Annotated in this window: 13 protein-coding genes; 2 read left to right on the top strand and 11 right to left on the bottom strand. The window is 59.1% G+C overall.

From position 1 onward, the window contains the following. Window positions 1-142 precede the first annotated feature (142 nt). The 10 genes from argE to ACQKPC_RS14850 form a co-directional block, all read right to left on the bottom strand. Window positions 143-1300 (bottom strand): acetylornithine deacetylase, encoded by a 1158-nt coding sequence (argE, locus tag ACQKPC_RS14895; protein ID WP_427625300.1) that lies wholly within the window; start codon window positions 1298-1300, stop codon window positions 143-145. Further along, window positions 1297-2451: an NAD(P)/FAD-dependent oxidoreductase gene (locus ACQKPC_RS14890; protein ID WP_427625299.1), complete on the bottom strand. Its 1155-nt coding sequence runs from the start codon at window positions 2449-2451 to the stop codon at window positions 1297-1299. Before ACQKPC_RS14890 ends, argE begins: the two co-directional genes overlap by 4 nt. Next, window positions 2448-3824, bottom strand: a complete 1377-nt coding sequence (locus tag ACQKPC_RS14885; RefSeq protein WP_427625297.1) for an FAD-dependent oxidoreductase — start codon at window positions 3822-3824, stop codon at window positions 2448-2450. Before ACQKPC_RS14885 ends, ACQKPC_RS14890 begins: the two co-directional genes overlap by 4 nt. After that, the gene (locus ACQKPC_RS14880) at window positions 3806-4114 is read right to left on the bottom strand and encodes a (2Fe-2S)-binding protein (protein WP_007904408.1); all 309 of its coding nucleotides are present in this window, start codon (window positions 4112-4114) and stop codon (window positions 3806-3808) included. Before ACQKPC_RS14880 ends, ACQKPC_RS14885 begins: the two co-directional genes overlap by 19 nt. Next, window positions 4111-5955 carry an ABC transporter ATP-binding protein gene (locus ACQKPC_RS14875; RefSeq protein ID WP_427625295.1) on the bottom strand — a complete coding sequence of 615 codons (1845 nt, stop codon included), beginning with the start codon at window positions 5953-5955 and terminating at the stop codon, window positions 4111-4113. The genes ACQKPC_RS14880 and ACQKPC_RS14875 overlap by 4 nt, the downstream gene beginning before the upstream one ends. A gap of 1 nt (window position 5956) precedes the next feature. Beyond that, entirely contained in the window at window positions 5957-6829 is an 873-nt protein-coding gene (locus ACQKPC_RS14870; protein ID WP_427625293.1) for an ABC transporter permease, read from the bottom strand. Beyond that, complete coding sequence (locus ACQKPC_RS14865; protein ID WP_007904412.1) at window positions 6826-7782, bottom strand: ABC transporter permease; 957 nt, start codon at window positions 7780-7782, stop codon at window positions 6826-6828. Before ACQKPC_RS14865 ends, ACQKPC_RS14870 begins: the two co-directional genes overlap by 4 nt. 46 nt (window positions 7783-7828) lie before the next feature. Then, the gene (locus ACQKPC_RS14860; RefSeq protein WP_427625292.1) at window positions 7829-9475 is read right to left on the bottom strand and encodes an ABC transporter substrate-binding protein; all 1647 of its coding nucleotides are present in this window, start codon (window positions 9473-9475) and stop codon (window positions 7829-7831) included. An 86-nt stretch (window positions 9476-9561) separates the two neighbouring features. Then, window positions 9562-10836 carry an NAD(P)/FAD-dependent oxidoreductase gene (locus ACQKPC_RS14855; protein ID WP_427625291.1) on the bottom strand — a complete coding sequence of 425 codons (1275 nt, stop codon included), beginning with the start codon at window positions 10834-10836 and terminating at the stop codon, window positions 9562-9564. Between the two features lie 36 nt (window positions 10837-10872). Then, complete coding sequence (locus tag ACQKPC_RS14850) at window positions 10873-11541, bottom strand: haloacid dehalogenase type II (RefSeq protein WP_007904415.1); 669 nt, start codon at window positions 11539-11541, stop codon at window positions 10873-10875. A gap of 684 nt (window positions 11542-12225) precedes the next feature. Between ACQKPC_RS14850 and ACQKPC_RS14845 the strand changes: the two genes are divergently transcribed. Then, entirely contained in the window at window positions 12226-13695 is a 1470-nt protein-coding gene (locus ACQKPC_RS14845; protein ID WP_427625289.1) for an aldehyde dehydrogenase family protein, read from the top strand. A gap of 84 nt (window positions 13696-13779) precedes the next feature. Here ACQKPC_RS14845 and ACQKPC_RS14840 read toward each other — a convergent pair whose 3' ends face one another. Then, window positions 13780-15906: a TonB-dependent siderophore receptor gene (locus ACQKPC_RS14840; protein ID WP_427625288.1), complete on the bottom strand. Its 2127-nt coding sequence runs from the start codon at window positions 15904-15906 to the stop codon at window positions 13780-13782. 700 nt (window positions 15907-16606) lie between these two features. Between ACQKPC_RS14840 and rfaH the strand changes: the two genes are divergently transcribed. Next, the gene (gene rfaH / locus ACQKPC_RS14835) at window positions 16607-17128 is read left to right on the top strand and encodes a transcription/translation regulatory transformer protein RfaH (RefSeq protein ID WP_427625361.1); all 522 of its coding nucleotides are present in this window, start codon (window positions 16607-16609) and stop codon (window positions 17126-17128) included. Window positions 17129-17170: the final 42 nt, after the last annotated feature.

Raw genomic sequence — 17170 nt, 5'->3', positions numbered from 1 at the left:
AGGCGCAGCCAGGCCTGGGAAGTCTTTCTCAGCACTTCCCACACTGTCAGCTACATTGAAGGGGTGAACTCAAGCTCGGGCGTCATGCCATAACCGAGACACAAGCGTGGTGTGCAAGTGTTCGGCATAGGCAAACAGAACTCTAAACCCGCATCGAGCCCAACAACCCTTGCAGGAAGTGCTCCCCGGCGTCCATCTGGCTGATCTCGATGAACTCGTCAGGCTTGTGCGCCTGTTCTATCGAGCCTGGGCCACAGACCACCACCGGCACATCCAGCCGTTGTTTGAACAACCCGCCCTCGGTGCCGAAGGAGACCTTGGCGGTGCCGGTATCCGGTGCAGCGAAGTTCTTCAGAAAACGCACCGCCTCGACACTCGGGTGGGTATCGAGACCGGGATAGACGTTCAGGGTTTCAATTTCGATATCCGCCACGCTGGACAACTTTTTAGCTTCGCGCACAATCACTTCGGCACGCTCGCGCATCTGTTCCAGAAACTGATCCAGATCGTCCGCCGGCAAGTTACGCACTTCGAAATCCAGGGTGCACAGGTTCGGCACGATGTTCAGCGCCTTGCCGCCGACAATCTGCCCGACATGCACGGTACTGAAGGGCACGTCGTAATCCACATCCTGGGCGCCCTGCTCTTGCAGTTGCTGCTGGCTCTGACGCAGTGCAGCGATGAAATCGCAAGCCACGTGAATCGCATTGACCGAGCGCGGCGCCAGCGATGAATGAGCCTCCAGACCGCGACAGTAAGTGCGGTAAGAACCCTTGCCCTTGTGCCCGAGCACGAACTGCATGTTGGTCGGCTCACCGATCACGCACAAAAACGGCCGCACCGGCGCCAGGTGCAACACATCCAGTAAACGCCGCACACCGACGCAACCGATCTCTTCATCATGGGACAGTGCCAGTTGCAATGGCCGGTTCAATGAATGGTCGGCGGCATCGAGCATGGCGTCGATCGCCAGCGCGATAAAGCCCTTCATATCGCAACTGCCACGCCCGTAAATCCGCCCGTCTTGCACCGTCGCCTGAAACGCCGGGAAGGTCCAGGCCTGTCCCGCTGCGGGAACCACGTCGGTGTGCCCGGACAGCAAAATCCCCGGCACTTCCCTTGGACCGGTACTGGCGAACAGGTTGGCTTTTTTACCGGTGCAATCCTTGACGATCAACGACTCGATGCCCTTGCTCAGCAGCAGATCGCGCACGTACTCGATCAAGGCCATGTTCGACTCCGACGACACGGTGTCGAAGGCCATCAGCCGTTTGAGAATATCCAGTACGCGGGCTTTCATGAGGCCTTGCTCCGTTGCTCGGCTGAAGAAGCGAACCGGTTGATGGAGAACGGTAGAATCGAAGTGCTGGTGCTGCCGGTGCTGATCAGTTCGGCCATCACGTCGCCCACGCCCGGACCGAGTTGGAAGCCATGGCCGGAGAAACCGAAGGCATAGAACAAACCATCAACCGTACCGCTTGGCCCCATCACGGGCAGGGAATCGGGCAGGTAGCCCTCGATGCCGCTCCACACGCGGATGATGTTCAGGTTACCGACACCCGGCAGCAGCCGACGCATCTGATCCATTTGATTGAGAATGCTGCGCGGCTCGACATAGGCCCGGCGGTTGAGCATGTCCGGTTCGCTGCGATAGCCGCCACCAATGATGATGTTGCCGCGGGGTATCTGGCGGAAATAGATCACTTCCTCGGGGATTTTGGTGTACACGCCGATCACCGTCGGCAAGGCGTACGGCACCGGTTCGGTCACGGCCATTTGCGGGCCATGGGTTTCCAATGGCACGGGTTCACCAAACTGCGCCGAAAGCTTTTGCCCCCAGGCGCCGGCAGTAATCAGCAGGCGCTCGGCGCTGAACTGACGGCCGTCGGTGGTGTTGATGCTGAACTCGCCGCCGACCTTCTGCACCTCGGCCACTTCAGTACGCTCTTCAATCCGCGCGCCAAGGCGTCGTGCTGCCCGGGCAAACGCCGGGGCCGCCAGACGCGGGTTCGCATGGCCATCGTGGGGCGCATAAGAACCGCCCTTCACATCAGGGCCGAGGAACGGAAAACGCTTGTGCAACTCGTCGCCACGAAAGATTTTCAAGTCCAGCTGCTCCGCCTCAGGGGCGTCGGCATAGGCTTGCAGCTCGGCGATCTCGTCTTCGCGGTAACACACCCGCATATGGCCGCTGGCGATGAATTCGAGGTCATCGTCGATCAGCTCCGGCAGACGCTTCCACAGCGCCCAGGAGCGGTTGGCCAATTCCAGCTGCCCGAGGTAACGCCCCTGGCGTCGCACGTTGCCGAAGTTCACGCCGCTGGCGTACTGACCGATCTGGTCGCGTTCCAGCAGAATCACCGACTGCCCGCGCTGGCGCAGGAAAAACGCCGCCGCCGAGCCCATCAGGCCGCCGCCGACAATCACGACATCGGCTTTGTGTAGCGTCATGACGACACCTCCTCGGTGAGCATCGAAAGGGGTTTGACCGGTGCCTGACCGCGCTGACGACCGACCTGTTCCACGCAAACGCCGGCGGCCGCGGCAATCACTTCAGCCCCGGCCTGGGAGCAATAACGCCCCTGGCAGCGGCCCATGCCGACCCGGCTGAACGCCTTGGCCCGGTTGACTTCACAAGCGCCTTTTTCCCGGACCACGGCACGCAATTCGCCCGCGCTGATCATTTCGCAGCGGCAGACGATGGCCGTGTCCGGCAACGCTTTGGCTTGCGCCGCCGGCCAGGGAAACGCCTGGGCCAGGCCGAGACGAAACTGATCCATTACCGCCAGCGCGTGCCGTTGTTCGTCGCGCAACCCGATGTTCACCGGTTGCTGAAGATCCTCCAGCAGCGCCATGGCCACTAGCCTTCCGGTGTGCTCGGCGGCATCGGCACCGCGAATTTTCGAACCGTCGCCGGCGGCATATACACCGCTGACCGAGGTCCGACCGTCTTCATCGACGGCCAGCCACCATTGGCTGGAAGCCTCGTCAAAGCGCATACGGCAACCGGCCAGGTCGGCCAGTTGGGTTTCCGGGCGCAAGTGATAACCCAACGCCACGGCATCGCAATCCACCGTCAAAGTCTCACCGCTCGCCGTGCGCACGCGTACGCCACTGACACCGTTGGCCGCATCACCCAGCACTTGAAGCGGCGAAATGCCCAGGTGCACCGGAATTTTCGCTCGATAGAGCTGCGCCAGCAGTTTCATCCCGGTGAACAGCAATCCGGGGCGCGCCAACAGCTTGGGCAATGCGCCAATTCGCTTGCTCAATGGCGAGGTGTCGAGCACCGCCGCGACCTTGGCCCCGGCTTTCACATATTGACTGGCGACCAAATACAGCAACGGCCCGCTGCCCATGAACACCACGCGATGGCCGATGGACACGGCCTGGGACTTGAGCGCGATCTGCGCCCCGCCGAGGCTGTAAGTGCCCGCCAATTGCCAGCCTTCGATCGGCATCAAACGGTCGGTGGCGCCCGTGCACAGGATCAGCGCGTCGTAATCCACTGTCGAATGCTTGCCCTGGCTGACACAGCACAATTGCCCCGGCGTCAGGTTCCATACCAGCGTGTCCGGGCGATAGTCGATCTGCCGGCGCAAGCGGTCGAAGCTCTGGTGCAGGTCGTTGGCCTTGGCGGCTTCGGTGCCATACAGGGTGGCGTAATCACGGGTAAAACCTTCGGGCTGGCGACGGTAGATCTGCCCGCCATCCCGGCGATTCTCGTCAATCAGGATGGGCTTGAAACCAGCGGCGACCAGGGTTTCGGCACAACGTATGCCGGCCGGCCCGGCACCGACAATGACTATCCGCGCAGTGGCCATATCGCCTCCGGTTGTGTGGTGACAATATCCAGCCCTTCACGGACCTCATTGGAACAGGCGCGCAGACGCTCGCCGCTGCGGGTCCAGACCCAACAGTCCTGACACGCGCCCATCAGACAGAAGCCGGCGCGCCGGCCCGAGTCGAATTCCGATTGGCGCAACGCCGAGCCCTGAGTCAGCAACGCGACCATCAGCGTATCGCCCTGCAGCGCCTCGATAGGCTTGCCGTCTACCTGCAGTTTGATGGTGGGCCGGCCCTGTTCGGCCAGCCTTACGAAACGCCCGTTCATGCATAGGCTCCTGCGTTCATGCTGTTGGAATCCTTCTGGGTTTTCAGCAACTCGGCACTGTCGTGATGACAAAGGACTTCACTGCCGCCAACAATCAACCGACGGTCCGGCGGGACGCAATTGCACAGGCCGTCAACCCGCACCGGGCAACGATTGAGGAAAGTGCACAGCCCAGGCACATTGGCTTTTGCCCCAATGGGCGGTAGCGTGCCGCAGGTCGTTGTTCCACAGCCTTCCAGCCAGCCCTGGCGCAACTCCGGCACCGAGTGGATCAACAGGTCGGTGTAAGGATGGAACGGCGCCTCAGCGTACGACTGGCGAGTGCCGGCCTGAATCTTGTGGCCGCTGTACATCACCACAATGTCGTCGCACAGCGCTCGCACGGTGGAGATGTCATGGCTGATGAACAGATAGGACACGCCCAGTTGCTGACGCAGGTCGCGCAACAGTTCGAGAATCGCCGCACCGACCACGGTATCCAGCGCCGAGGTCACTTCATCGCACAGAATCAGATCTGGTTTGGCTGCCAGGGCCCGGGCCAGATTGACCCGTTGCTTTTGCCCGCCGGAGAGTTCGTTCGGGCGGCGTTCAGCCATGGTTCGCGGCAAGCGCACCAGATCCAGTAGCTCGCCGATACGTTCACGCAGCGCGGCCCCCTTAAGGCCGAAGTACATCTTCAGCGGGCGACTCAGAATGGTGCTGACACTGTGCATCGGGTTGAGTGCGGTGTCGGCATTCTGGAAGACCATTTGAATGCGTCGGAACTGCTCGTCGGTGCGCGACGACAGGCTGCCACCCAAGGGTTGGCCATCGAAGGTCAGGCCGCCGAGAGCGGGCTCCAACAATCCGGCCACCACCCGTGCCAGGGTTGACTTGCCAGAGCCCGACTCACCGATCACGCCGATGGCCTGGCCTCTGCGAACCGTCAGGTCGATGTCTTCCAGCACGCGAATGGCCGGCATGCCTTGCGCGTTCTTGTTGCCATAACCGGCGGTCAGGCCCTGGATAGTCAGTAAAGGCGTGTCTTCAGCGATACCGCAGGGTGGACGGATCGTGGTGTCCGGCCGTGCTGCCGCCAGCAAGCTGCGGGTGTATTCGTGGGCCGGGGCTTTGAGCAATGGCGCCGTGGCACTCTGTTCGAAGATTTCGCCACCATTGAGCACCACGATCTGATCAGCCATCTGCGCGACCACAGCGAGGTCGTGGGATACATAGACTGCCGTCGCGCCACGTTCGCGCACCACCCGTTTGAAGGCACGCAGCACGTCGATCTGGGTCGTCACATCGAGTGCCGTGGTCGGTTCGTCGAGCACCACCAGCAGTGGATCGCTGATCAGTGCCATGGCCGCCATCACCCGTTGCAGTTGCCCGCCGGAGACCTGATGCGGGTAGCGCTGGCCAATGCGATCGGGGTCTGGCAGGGCCAGGTCGCGGAACAACTCGATGGCCTTGGCCTCAAGCACAGCCCGGCTGCCCAGACCATGAATCAACGCGCCCTCCACCACTTGGTCGATGAGTTTTTTCGCCGGGTTGAACGCTGCCGCAGCGCTTTGCGCGATGTACGACACCCGATTGCCGCGCAGGCCTTGCAGCTCGCTTTCGCTCAACGCCAGCATGTCGTGTTCGCCGATTTGCACCACGCCACCTGCCAGCCGACAACCACGCCGGGCATAACCGAGCAATGCCAGGGCGATGGTGGTCTTGCCGGAACCAGACTCACCGATCAATGCCAGCACTTCACCCTTTTGCAGGGAGAAGCTGACGCCCTTGACGATCTCCACCTCGCCGAGTTCGCCACAGGCGACTACTCGCAGGTCCTGGACTCGAATCAATTCGCTCATTTCAATGGCCTCCCGAACGTCGACTACGTCGCGACGACAGCCGGTCGATAAACAGATTCACACCGATGGTCAGGGTGCCGATGGCCAAAGCCGGAATCACGATGGCCGGCGCCCCTTGGTTGAGACCGCCGATGTTCTCGCGCACCAGCGACCCGAGGTCGGCATCCGGCGGTTGCACACCCAGGCCCAGGAAGCTCATGCCGCTGAGCAGCAGGACGATGAAACCGAAGCGCAAGCCCAGGTCCGTCAGTACCGGGTTGAGCATGTTCGGCAGGATTTCCACGCAGGCGATGTACAGCCGACGCTCGCCGCGAGTACGGGCCACTTGCACGTATTCCAGCGCTTCGATATTCACCGCCATGCTGCGGGCGATACGGAACGCGCCCGGGGTGAAGCTCAATACCGCCGTGCAGATCAGCAAGGTGACCGAGGAGCCGAAGGCCGAGACCATGATCAGCGCCAGCATCTTGCTGGGGATCGAAATGAAGGCGTCCATCAGGCGACTGATCAGCTCATCCAGCCACTTTGGTGAAACCACCGACAGCAACGCGAAGCTGGTCCCCAGGCCGCTGGCCATTACCGCGGCCACCAATGCCAGGCCAACGGTGAAGCGTGCGCCGACGAGGATCCGGCTGAGCATGTCACGGCCCAGGTAATCGGTGCCGAACGGGTAAGCAGCACTCAGGTTGTCAAAGACATTATCAGAGACCACTTCCCCAACCGGATGTGGCGCCAGCCACGGGCCGAAGATGGCGACCAGCAACCAGATCACACACATCGAGGCGCCGATCAGGCCGAGCCAGGACGATCCGTGGGAAACCTTGCCCAGCGCTAATTTGGTAGTAGCCGGCGATTTCACAATGAGATTGTTCATTGATTTCTCAGCCTCGGATTGGAAAGAATCGCGCACAGGTCGGCAATCAGCACCAACGTCAGATACGCCGTACAAAACAACATGGTGCAGGCTTGAACCAGTGCCATGTCGCGGTTGGTCACTGCATCGACCATGAGGCTGGCGATGCCGGGATAGTTGAAGATCGTCTCGACGATCACCACCCCGCCCAACAGGTAAGAAAGGCTCAGGGCGATGGCATTGGCAATCGGCCCGATGGCATTGGGCAAGGCATGGCGCAGGACGATCCGCATCTTGCTCACGCCTTTGAGCCGGGCCATTTCCACGTAAGGACTGTCGAGCTGATCGATCACCGCCGCCCGGGTCATGCGTGCCATTTGCGCGACGATGACGCAGCACAGCGTCATAACCGGCAACGCGTAAGTGCGCATGAATTGCCAGGGGGAAGTGATGTCACTGGCGTACGACAGCGCCGACAACCAGCCCAGATTCACCGCGAATATCAGCACCGCCAGGGTCGCCACCAGAAACTCCGGCACCGCTACCATGGTCAAGGTCAAAAAGCTGAGGAAACCGTCGATGCGCCCGCCCCGCCCCATCGCCGAACCGATGCCCAGGATCAACGCCACCGGTACTGATACCAGCGCCGTAGCGGCCGCCAGCATCAGGGTGTTCGGCACCCGCCCGGCCATCAACTCGCTGACCGGCATGGCGTTGGAAACGGACAGCCCCATGTCACCGCTGAGCAGGCTCATCAACCAGTGCAGGTAGCGCAACACACCAGGCTGATCCAGCCCCATTTTCAGGCGCAAGGCTGCCACTTGTTCCGGCGTGGCGAACTGCCCCAGAGACTGTTGCGCCGCGTCCCCCGGCAGCACCGCCGTGATGGCGAAAACCACCATGGACACAATCAACAAGGTCACGATCGCCGCGCCCAGGCGCCGGCCGATCAACCACAGTGTGTTGCTATTCATCACCCTATCCTCATGCAATATCGCTGCAGCAAAAACCCGACTTTCATCAAGCGTCCAGCCAGACCTGCTCGGAGAACATGTACCCCATGAAACCGCCCAGGGGGTTGGTGCCATAGCCTTTGACGCGCTGGTCGACGCCATCGATGTTGCTGATGAACACCGGAATGCCGATACCGCTGTGTTCATGCACCAGGGTTTGCAAATCTGCGTACATCTTGCCGCGCTTGGCCTCGTCGGTTTCACCGCGGGCGAGTATCAGCAACTGATCGAACTGATCGTTCTTCCAGCCCGATTCGTTCCAGGGTGCGCTGGACTGGAAGAACTGCGAGAAAAGCATGTCGGCATTGGGCCGCGGGTTGATGTTGCCGAAGCTCAGCGGGTGCTTCGCCCAGTGATTGGACCAGTAGCCATCGGCCGGCAGGCGGTTGACGTCGAGCTTGAGCCCGGCCTCTTTGGCTGACTGCTGCAGCAACACGGCGATGTCCACCGAACCGGTCGCGGCCGGCGAGCACATCAGCGGCATGCTGATATTTTCCATACCTGCCTTTTTGAGCAGGAACCTGGCTTTTTCCGGATCGTAGGTACGTTGTGGGAGATCGGCGTTGTAGAAGCGTGCACCGGGTGCGATCGGGTGATCGTTGCCGACCCTGGCGAAGCCACGGAATATCGCCGACTTGATCTGTTCCCGGTCCAGTAACAATTTCATAGCCTGGGTGAACTCCGGGCTTTTGCCCGGCAACTGGTCCTGACGGATGATCAGGTCGGTGTAGTTACCCGACGGCGAGTCCACGACCCGGTGCTTGGTGCTGGCCTTGATGCGGATCGTTGAGCGCGGGTTAACCTCGTTGACGATTTGTACGTCGCCCGATAACAGGGCGTTAATCCGCGACGGCTCGTCGGCAATGGCGATAAATTCGATCTCGTCCAGATACGGCAAGCCGGGTTTCCAGTAATTGGTATTGCGCACACCAATCGAACGCACCCCGGGCTTGAACTCCTTGGCCTTGAACGGACCGGTACCGATGCCCTGGCTGAAATCGCTCGTACCCTCGGGAACGATCAACATGTGAGAGATGGCAAGAACCGATGGCAGCTCAGCATTTGGGCCGCTCAACTGTATCTGCACTTCATGGGTGCCGTTGGCCTTGACTTCGGCGAACTGCGACGCCAGCGGCAGGACCTTGGAACCGGTGATTGGATCCTTGTGCCGCAACAGAGAAAACACCACATCGGCGGCTGTCAGGGCCTTGCCGTTGTGGAAGACCACTTCCTTGCGCAGGGTGATGACCCAGAGCGTGGCATCAGTGGTTTCAATGCGCTCGGCCAACTCCAGCTGCGGGACCATATGGCTGTCGAAACGCGTCAGGCCGTTGTAGAACATGTAATGGCGCACGTAGTCGGTTGACGATGAGCCCTTGGCCGGATCGAGGGTGTCGGCGGTGGAAGAGGTCTGACCGGCAACGCGAATCCGTCCGCCTGGTTTTCCTTTGCCAGGGGTTGCGGCTTCTTCATCGGCAAACAGCTTGCCGGCAGCGCCGAACAGACTACTGGCGCCCGCGACAGCCACCCCGGCCAACCCCAGCATTTGCAATGCATTGCGGCGTGACATGCCGCGATTGAGCCCTTCGAAAATGCGCAGACTTTCTTCCCCTGTGATCAACTGGGAGTCGATACTATTTTTGTTGTCAGTCATGTCAGTTCTACCTTTCGAAAAGTGATAAGGCTCGAGTGCGCGCGATAAATGGTGTGTGGTTGAAACGTAAAGCAAATACCTTGAACTCAGTGTAGGTAGTCCTGCAGGCGGTAATACGCACCGACCAGGGGCAGGAACCAGGGTTTGCCGAAATGCCCGGGGATGGCCGGCCAGTCGAGTTCGCGCCACGGATTGGCTTCGACCTTGCCGGCCATGACCTCGGCCATGACCTGCCCCATGTGCACCGACATCTGTACCCCATGACCGCTGTAACCCATGGAGTAATAAACGCCTCCATGCTGGCCGGCCCGTGGCAAACGATCAGAGGTCATGTCCACCAACCCGCCCCAGCAATAATCGATCTTCACGCCAGCCAACTGCGGGAACATCTGCACCATCGCTGCTTGCAACACTTTGCCGCTCTTGGCGTCGGAAACGCTGTCAGACATGGCAAACCGTGCACGGCCGCCAAACAGCAAGCGGTTGTCCGGCGTCAGGCGGAAGTAGTTACCGATCATGCGGCTGGTGACATAGGAACGCCGTGCCGGCAGCAAGCTGTCGATCAGGGCCTGCGGTAGCACCTCGGTGGCGATCACGAAACTGCCCACCGGCACGATCCTCCGCCGATACCAACCCAATCCGCCCTGCTGGCACGTGCCGGTAGCCAGCAGAACCTGTTTGGCATGCAGCGAGCCCTTGGTGGTGTTGACCTGATAGCCACCAGCACGGGCTTTCCAGTCCGTCACCGACACGCCCTGGAAGATCAACGCACCGTGACGTGCCGCCGCCTCGGCCAGACCGACACCGAAGCGCCCGACATGCATCTGCACGCCGTTGCGCTGCAGCAAGCCTCCATGGAACTGGGCCGAGTTGACTTCAGCACGGGCCTCTTGCGCAGACAGCAACTCGACCTCGGCATCGACCTCCCGCCGAATCAGTTCGCAAGTGCGCGCCAAGCCTTCGTAATGCATCGGTTTGGCGGCCAGTTTGAGCTTGCCATTGCGCTTGAAGTCGCAGGCAATCTGCTCCTGCTCTACCAGCGAGACGACACTCTGCACGGCGCTTTCATAGGCCCGGTAATAGGCTCGCGCTTTATCAGCGCCGAGGCTGGCGCTGAGTGCCGCGTAGTCCTGGGCAACGCCGGTGTTGCACTGACCGCCATTGCGCCCTGACGCCTCGCCAATTACCCGCCCCGCTTCCAGCACCACCACACTGGCCCCCTTCAAGGCCAGGGCGCGGGCCGCCGCCAGACCGGTGAGACCACCACCGACGATGGCCACATCGACCTGCCCAGGCAACGCACCGAGCTGGGCACCGGTGAATACCGGTGCGGTATCGAGCCAATAGGACTCACTGCCCATGTCTAACCCCTTTTACCTTGAAGAGTGCCCTGAGACTCAGAGACCGACCAAACCGGCCAAACCGCCGATATCGGGGATTTGGTGGTAGCCATAGACCGCATTCGCCGGCTGCTCGTGACCACGGGCAACGAAGGCTTTGTTCTTGATCTTCATGTCGTGGGCCGGCATCAAGTCATAGCGGAAGCTTGAAGACACATGCAGAACATCCTCCGGCCCGCAGCCGAGGTTATCGAGCATGAACTCGAAGGCAGCCAGGCGCGGCTTGTAGGCCTGGGCTTGCTGGGCGGTGAAGACCTTGTGGAAGGGCGCGCCGAGCTTGTCGACGTTGGACATGATCTGCTCGTCCATCGCGTTGGAGAAAATCACCAGCGGAATTTTGTCGGCGATTTTCGCCAGGCCGGCCGGCACGTCGGCATGTGGGCCCCACGTTGGTACGGCGTCGTAGTAGAGTTGGCCTTCGCCTTTGTACTCGATGCCCCAACGCTTGCAGACCCGCGCCAGAGAGGTCTTGATAATCTCATCATACGGCCGCCAGTCACCCATCACTTGATCCAGACGATAGGCGGAGAAGTCCTTGACGAACTGATCCATTTGCCCGGCAGGGACACGATCGGCGAACAGCTCGCGGGTCATGTTTCCCATTTGAAAGTTGGTCAACGTGCCGTAGCAGTCGAAGGTAATAAACTTGGGTCGAAGAAAGCTCATGAGTGCAGTCCTGAATGATGGTTGAGGTCATGACGGGGCAAGCAGTTACTCCGTTCGAGAAGCATCGGGGTAACGCTGCATCACGAGTTCATTACAACATCATGAGACCGTGCATAAATCGTTAAAAGTATAGGTTGCTTGGCACAAACCACCGTTTTGCAGGGATTGCTCAGCAGACTTTGCGGGACGCTCCAGACTCGGGCGTTTCACCTCTGTTTCTGTGCCTTCTCGGGCAGTTATGGTGCGCTGGCGAGCCCTGCATAATGCAACGTGCCGCAGAGCCCAGGCTGCGAAACAAGATGAGTGCGTCCCTCGAAGAATGCGTGGATTGCAACCCTGACAAAGCGGTCCAGCATGATTTATCGACAGAGTGCCGCGAATGCTTCGCGCGCAGTTCCAGCGCAATCAACTGACGCAATCAAGCAGTTTGCTCTGCTTACTAAAAGCTATCGACTAGCGATCACCAACAAGAAGCTTTACCAGCCGGTTATTGACGTAAAACGAGTAGTGCACGGTTAGCCTCGCAGATACAGCAGATTGTCCTTTGCAGCCTTAAACAACGGCATATTTTGTCTGGCCTGCTTTGTTAGCTTATTGAGAAGAATCGGCAGCCTTGCAAGGTCGCAAGAAAGCCCACCCTCTGCTGCTCGCAGTGCCTAATTACCGCTCTAAGGAGCTAGTAGGATGACCACACAATCTTCGTATAGCTACAGCGTTGATGCGCAAACGTCTCACAAGTTTTATATCAATGGCTGTTGGTCCTCCCCGGCAATCCCGGCCAGTTTGCCGGTGGTCAATCCCGCAACTGAAGAGGTTGTTGCGCACGTCGCGCAGGGGTCTGCCGAGGATGTTGATCGGGCAGTCGCTGCGGCTCGTGCAGCGTTTCCTGGCTGGTCTGCCACCTCGGCGGCATCACGCGCGCTTTTCCTTGGAAAGATCTATGACCTGATCCTTGAACGAAAAGAAGTGCTTGCCCAGGCGATCTCTCTCGAAATGGGCGCGGCCATCGGTTCCGCACGGGCAATGCAAGTGCCCCTCGCGGCTGAACACGTTCGGGTCGCACGGGATCTGCTGTCCAGTTATCGTTTCCAAACCATTGAAGGCAGTACCGCGATTGAACGCGAACCCATCGGCATCTGCGGTCTCATCACTCCGTGGAACTGGCCGCTTTATCAAATCACAGCAAAAGTCGCCCCGGCTATTGCTGCCGGCTGCACAGTGGTCTTGAAACCAAGCGAACTGTCGCCATTGAGCGCCCTTCTTTTCGCACAACTGGTGCATGACGCAGGCCTTCCACCGGGCGTTTTCAACCTTGTGAATGGAAGTGGTTCCGAGGTCGGCGCAGCCATGGCGGCGCACCCGGATGTCGATATGATTTCGATTACCGGCTCAAACCGCGCGGGCGCACTGGTCGCCCAGGCGGCCGCCCATACGGTGAAACGCGTCACGCAAGAGTTGGGGGGCAAGTCCCCGAACGTCCTGCTGCCCGACGCCGATTTCGCCAAAGCCGTCCCGCTGGGAGTGATGTCTGCGTTTCGCAACGTCGGACAATCGTGCAGCGCCCCGACAAGAATGATCGTTCCAAAGGACAGGCTGGCGGAGGTCGAATCGCTGGCTGCCGCAACTGCCAATGCAATCATCGTGGGTGACCCGCGTTTGGAAGAGACGGTGCTGGGCCCCATTGCCAACGAGGCACAGTTCAATCGCGTGCAAGCAATGATCGAGGCCGGCCTGAATGACGGCGCAAAACTCGTTTGCGGTGGACCAGGACGTGTGCAGGGCTTTGAAAAAGGCTTCTATACCCGACCGACTGTTTTCTCCGAAGTCGATTCCGCCATGCGGATCGCTCAAGAAGAAATTTTTGGTCCGGTGCTGTGCATCATTCCGTATGAAACGATCGATGAGGCGGTCGCTATCGCAAACGACACGGTATACGGGCTGGGTGCCCATGTTCAGGCCCAGAACCTTGATCTCGCACGTGCCGTTGCCGCTCGCATCCGCGCCGGACAAGTGCATCTGAATTACCCTGCCTGGGATCCAATGGCTCCATTCGGCGGCTACAAGCGATCGGGTAACGGTCGTGAGTATGGTGTCTACGGTTTCGAGGAATATCTGGAAACCAAAGCAATCATTGGGTTTGGCGGCGAACGATAGAGATTTCGTCGGGGATTACATGAGGCGCCCCTCGTTCCGACCGGTACAAAACCAGCGAAACGGGGGCGTCTCAATGCAAAAGGATCAGAACGTCACACTGGCGCTCAGGCGTGCCGTACGCGGTTCGCCGACATTGACCGCCAGTTGGGTGCCGGTAGAGGACGGGTAGTACTGTTTGTCGAACAGGTTGTCGACGTTAAATTGAAGCGAAGTCTTGTAGCCGAACATCGGCGCTTCCCAACGCACGAAGGCATCGGCCACGGTGTAGCTGCCAAGCCAGAAATCGTTGGCGTTGTTGGCCGCGCGCTCGCCGACGTAACGTGCGCCAGCGCCGGTATGCCAGGCCCCGAATTCCGTGGGAACGTTCAGGTGATGGGTGAGGTACAGGCTCGCGGTGTGCTTGGGTGCATCGGCAAGGCGATGACCCTCGTCATCCGGATCGTCGAGGATTTCCGTGTGGGTGTAGGCGTAGGTGCCGATAAGGTCCCAGCGCTCGGCCACACGCCCGGTGATGTCCAGTTCCAGGCCCTGTGAACCGACCTTGCCCGCCGCCTCCGAAAGGCTGACGCCACCGATCGACTGGCTGGTCACGACGTTTTTCTTGACGATGTCGAACAGCGCAAGGTTGATGTTCAGCCCCGGCAGCGGGTCGTACTTCGCACCGACCTCGTAGCTGCGGCCCTCCTCCGGATCGAAGGTGTGGCCGGCGTCGTCGACTTCGGTATTGGGCTTGAACGAACGGCTGTAGTTGCCATACAGCGACAAGGTATCGGTGGCTTTGTAGACCAGGCCCAAAAATGGCACGAAGGCATCGCCATTATCGTCGCGGTTGACGGTATAGCTGCTGCCTCGGCCCTGATCGCTGTACTGATCGTAATGCTGCTGACGACCGCCGAGGACCAGGATCCAGCGGTCATCGAGGTGCCAGTTATCCTTGAAGTACACGGAGCTTGAGGTCAGCTGATTGCTCAGATCACTTTGCGTGGCACTGACCAGACTGGGTTCAGCCAAACGCCCATAAACTGGCGCGGTGATGTCGAAGCCTGACCGCGGGGTATTACGGTAGGTTTTGCCACGGAATTGGTCGGACGCTTCAGTATCCGCGCCGATCAGCAGGTCATGGCGTTGGCCGAACAGGTCCTGCTGGCCGATGAAATCCCAACTGGCGTAGCGGGTTTCATCGTCGTAATGAGCGCCGTTGGCAGCACGTCGCAGATTGTTGCCGGTCAACGCATTCGGTTGGGCAATCGAGAGGCTGTAGCGGTCGTTGTTCCAGCCGTAGGTGACGCGGGTTTTCCAATCGTCACTGAGCTGATACTCGAAACGCGCGGTGGCCACTTCACGGATACCGACGCTTTTCGCCCAGCGTTCGTCGAGGCGCTTGTCGTAGTCGATGTCAGCCGGATGACCGTTGGTGAACACGGTGCCGCGGTCGAAGGGGCTGGAATAATCGTTGTATTCGTAACTCAGGGTCAGGCTGGCGCGATCACCGGTCCAGCTCAGCGATGGCGCGACCAGGGTGCTCTCGTTCACACCATAGTTGCGCCAATAATCCTCATGGCCGCGTTCGGCAATCAGGCGATAGGCCAGGCCCGTGTCTCCCAAAGGCCCGGTGGTGTCTACGGCCAGGGTGCCGCCGCCTTCGCTATAGGCCGAGCCACTCAGCGTTGTGCTCTGGGTGTATTCAGGTTTCTTGCTGATCACGTTGATCAATCCGCCGGGTTCCAGCGCGCCGTACAGCATTGAAGCAGGCCCTTTGAGCACTTCCACACGATCCGTGGTGGCGCTGAAGTTGTGGCCCATATTGGAACGCACGCCATCGCGCAGGATCGAGCCGTCATCGTTGGTGCCAAAACCACGCTTGACCAGGGAATCCCGCGAGTTGCCCAAGGTATTGCCCTGGCTGACACCACTGACAAACTTCATCGCGTCGTCCAGCGAGCGCACCTGATAGTCAGCCAGGGTCTGTTGGGTGACCACATTGACCGATTGCGCCTCTTCCTTGATCGGCACATTGCTTTTGCTTGCCGTGCTGGCGTGAGAAGTGGTGTAGCTCGTGTCTTGGCTGACGCGGCTCGCCTGAATATCCGTGGTCGGCAGTTCGAGGGGTGCCTGTGCCCATAGAGGACTGGCAAACATAACGCAGGAGAGCGTCGGCAACGCGCGTTTCATGAAGATCTTGCGGCGGGCAAAGGGGTGGGGCTGGCTCAAGACGTTGCACTCGATGAGTTAGTAATAACGATTCTCATTGTATTGTGCGATCTATTTTCAGTAAATACCCTTGACGGCCATCTGCCCGCTTTTGATTTAGGAGGGTTTTGTGTGTTGTCTGCCGGTCGGTTTCAGCAAGTACTCTGTGTGTGTCAAAAAAAATGGCCCGTTAAAACAACGGCTTGAGGGCTTTTAATAGATTACTGGACAGAAGGCTATATTTTTGACTAGTGACATTTGACAGGCCGTCTGGAGTGGTCGATACCTAACAGGGTCGACGTATAAAAAGATGTAATTCCTTTAATAGATATACGTCAGCCCCCAGCGATTAAGTTCACGATAGACAGTGTTTATTTTTCATAGGACCGAGAGTTCGGACCCTGCGGTAGCTTTGCCCGTCGCAACGATCTGATGACACATCGATATCACTGATAGCGTTAAGTAACCTTTACACTTTCGATCAAGAGTTCTATTTGAGCGCCGTCCGACAAAGCGAACTAAACTAGCTGCGCGGCGCTCACGCCAAATTATTGACTTGGATGTTCTATCGCTACTTGCCCATTACATGCTTCATTATTAACACACCTGTTCCAGTGACTTAACACTTTCGCAATTCCACCTACTCTAAAGCGTTGGAGGGGCAGTGGCATTGCTGATGCGTGAACAGGCATGCTTAACCCATATTCCGGAGCTTGCCAGAATGCTGACGAGTACCCAAGGTTCCAACTGGTATCTTTTGCAGTGCAAGCCGCGTCAGGATGAACGGGCGCAAATCAATTTATTGCGGCAAAATTACGTTATATTTTGCCCGCAAATTATTAGCGAGCGCCTGATTCATGGCAAACCCCATCAATCGCTTGAACCTCTCTTCCCGGGGTATCTTTTCATTCATCTGAGCCGTGACGACAAATGGGCGCCCCTGCGTTCTACCCGCGGTGTCAGCCGCCTCGTCGACTTCAATCACGGCCCGGCAATCGTCCCGGACGATGTCATCGAGCATCTGCGTACCCGGTGTTTTAAGCCACCCGTAATGCAGGCCTCTCAACCGTTCAAACCTGGGGATACGCTGCAAATAACCCGAGGACCACTGTCGACACTGGAAGGTATTTTCCTGAGCATGTTAGGTGATGAACGAGTCATGATACTTCTTCACTTTTTGAATAGAGAGCATCAGGTTCGCGTGCCATTAACTGACATTGCGCGACCTCGGCCTTGTCTATAAACAAATCATTGTCGCTTCTAACTTGTGCATCTTACAACTGCG

It is taken from the genome of Pseudomonas sp. NPDC089918 (assembly GCF_050280605.1).
GTDB lineage: Bacteria > Pseudomonadota > Gammaproteobacteria > Pseudomonadales > Pseudomonadaceae > Aquipseudomonas.
This window is presented reverse-complemented; position numbering and strand designations above follow the sequence as displayed.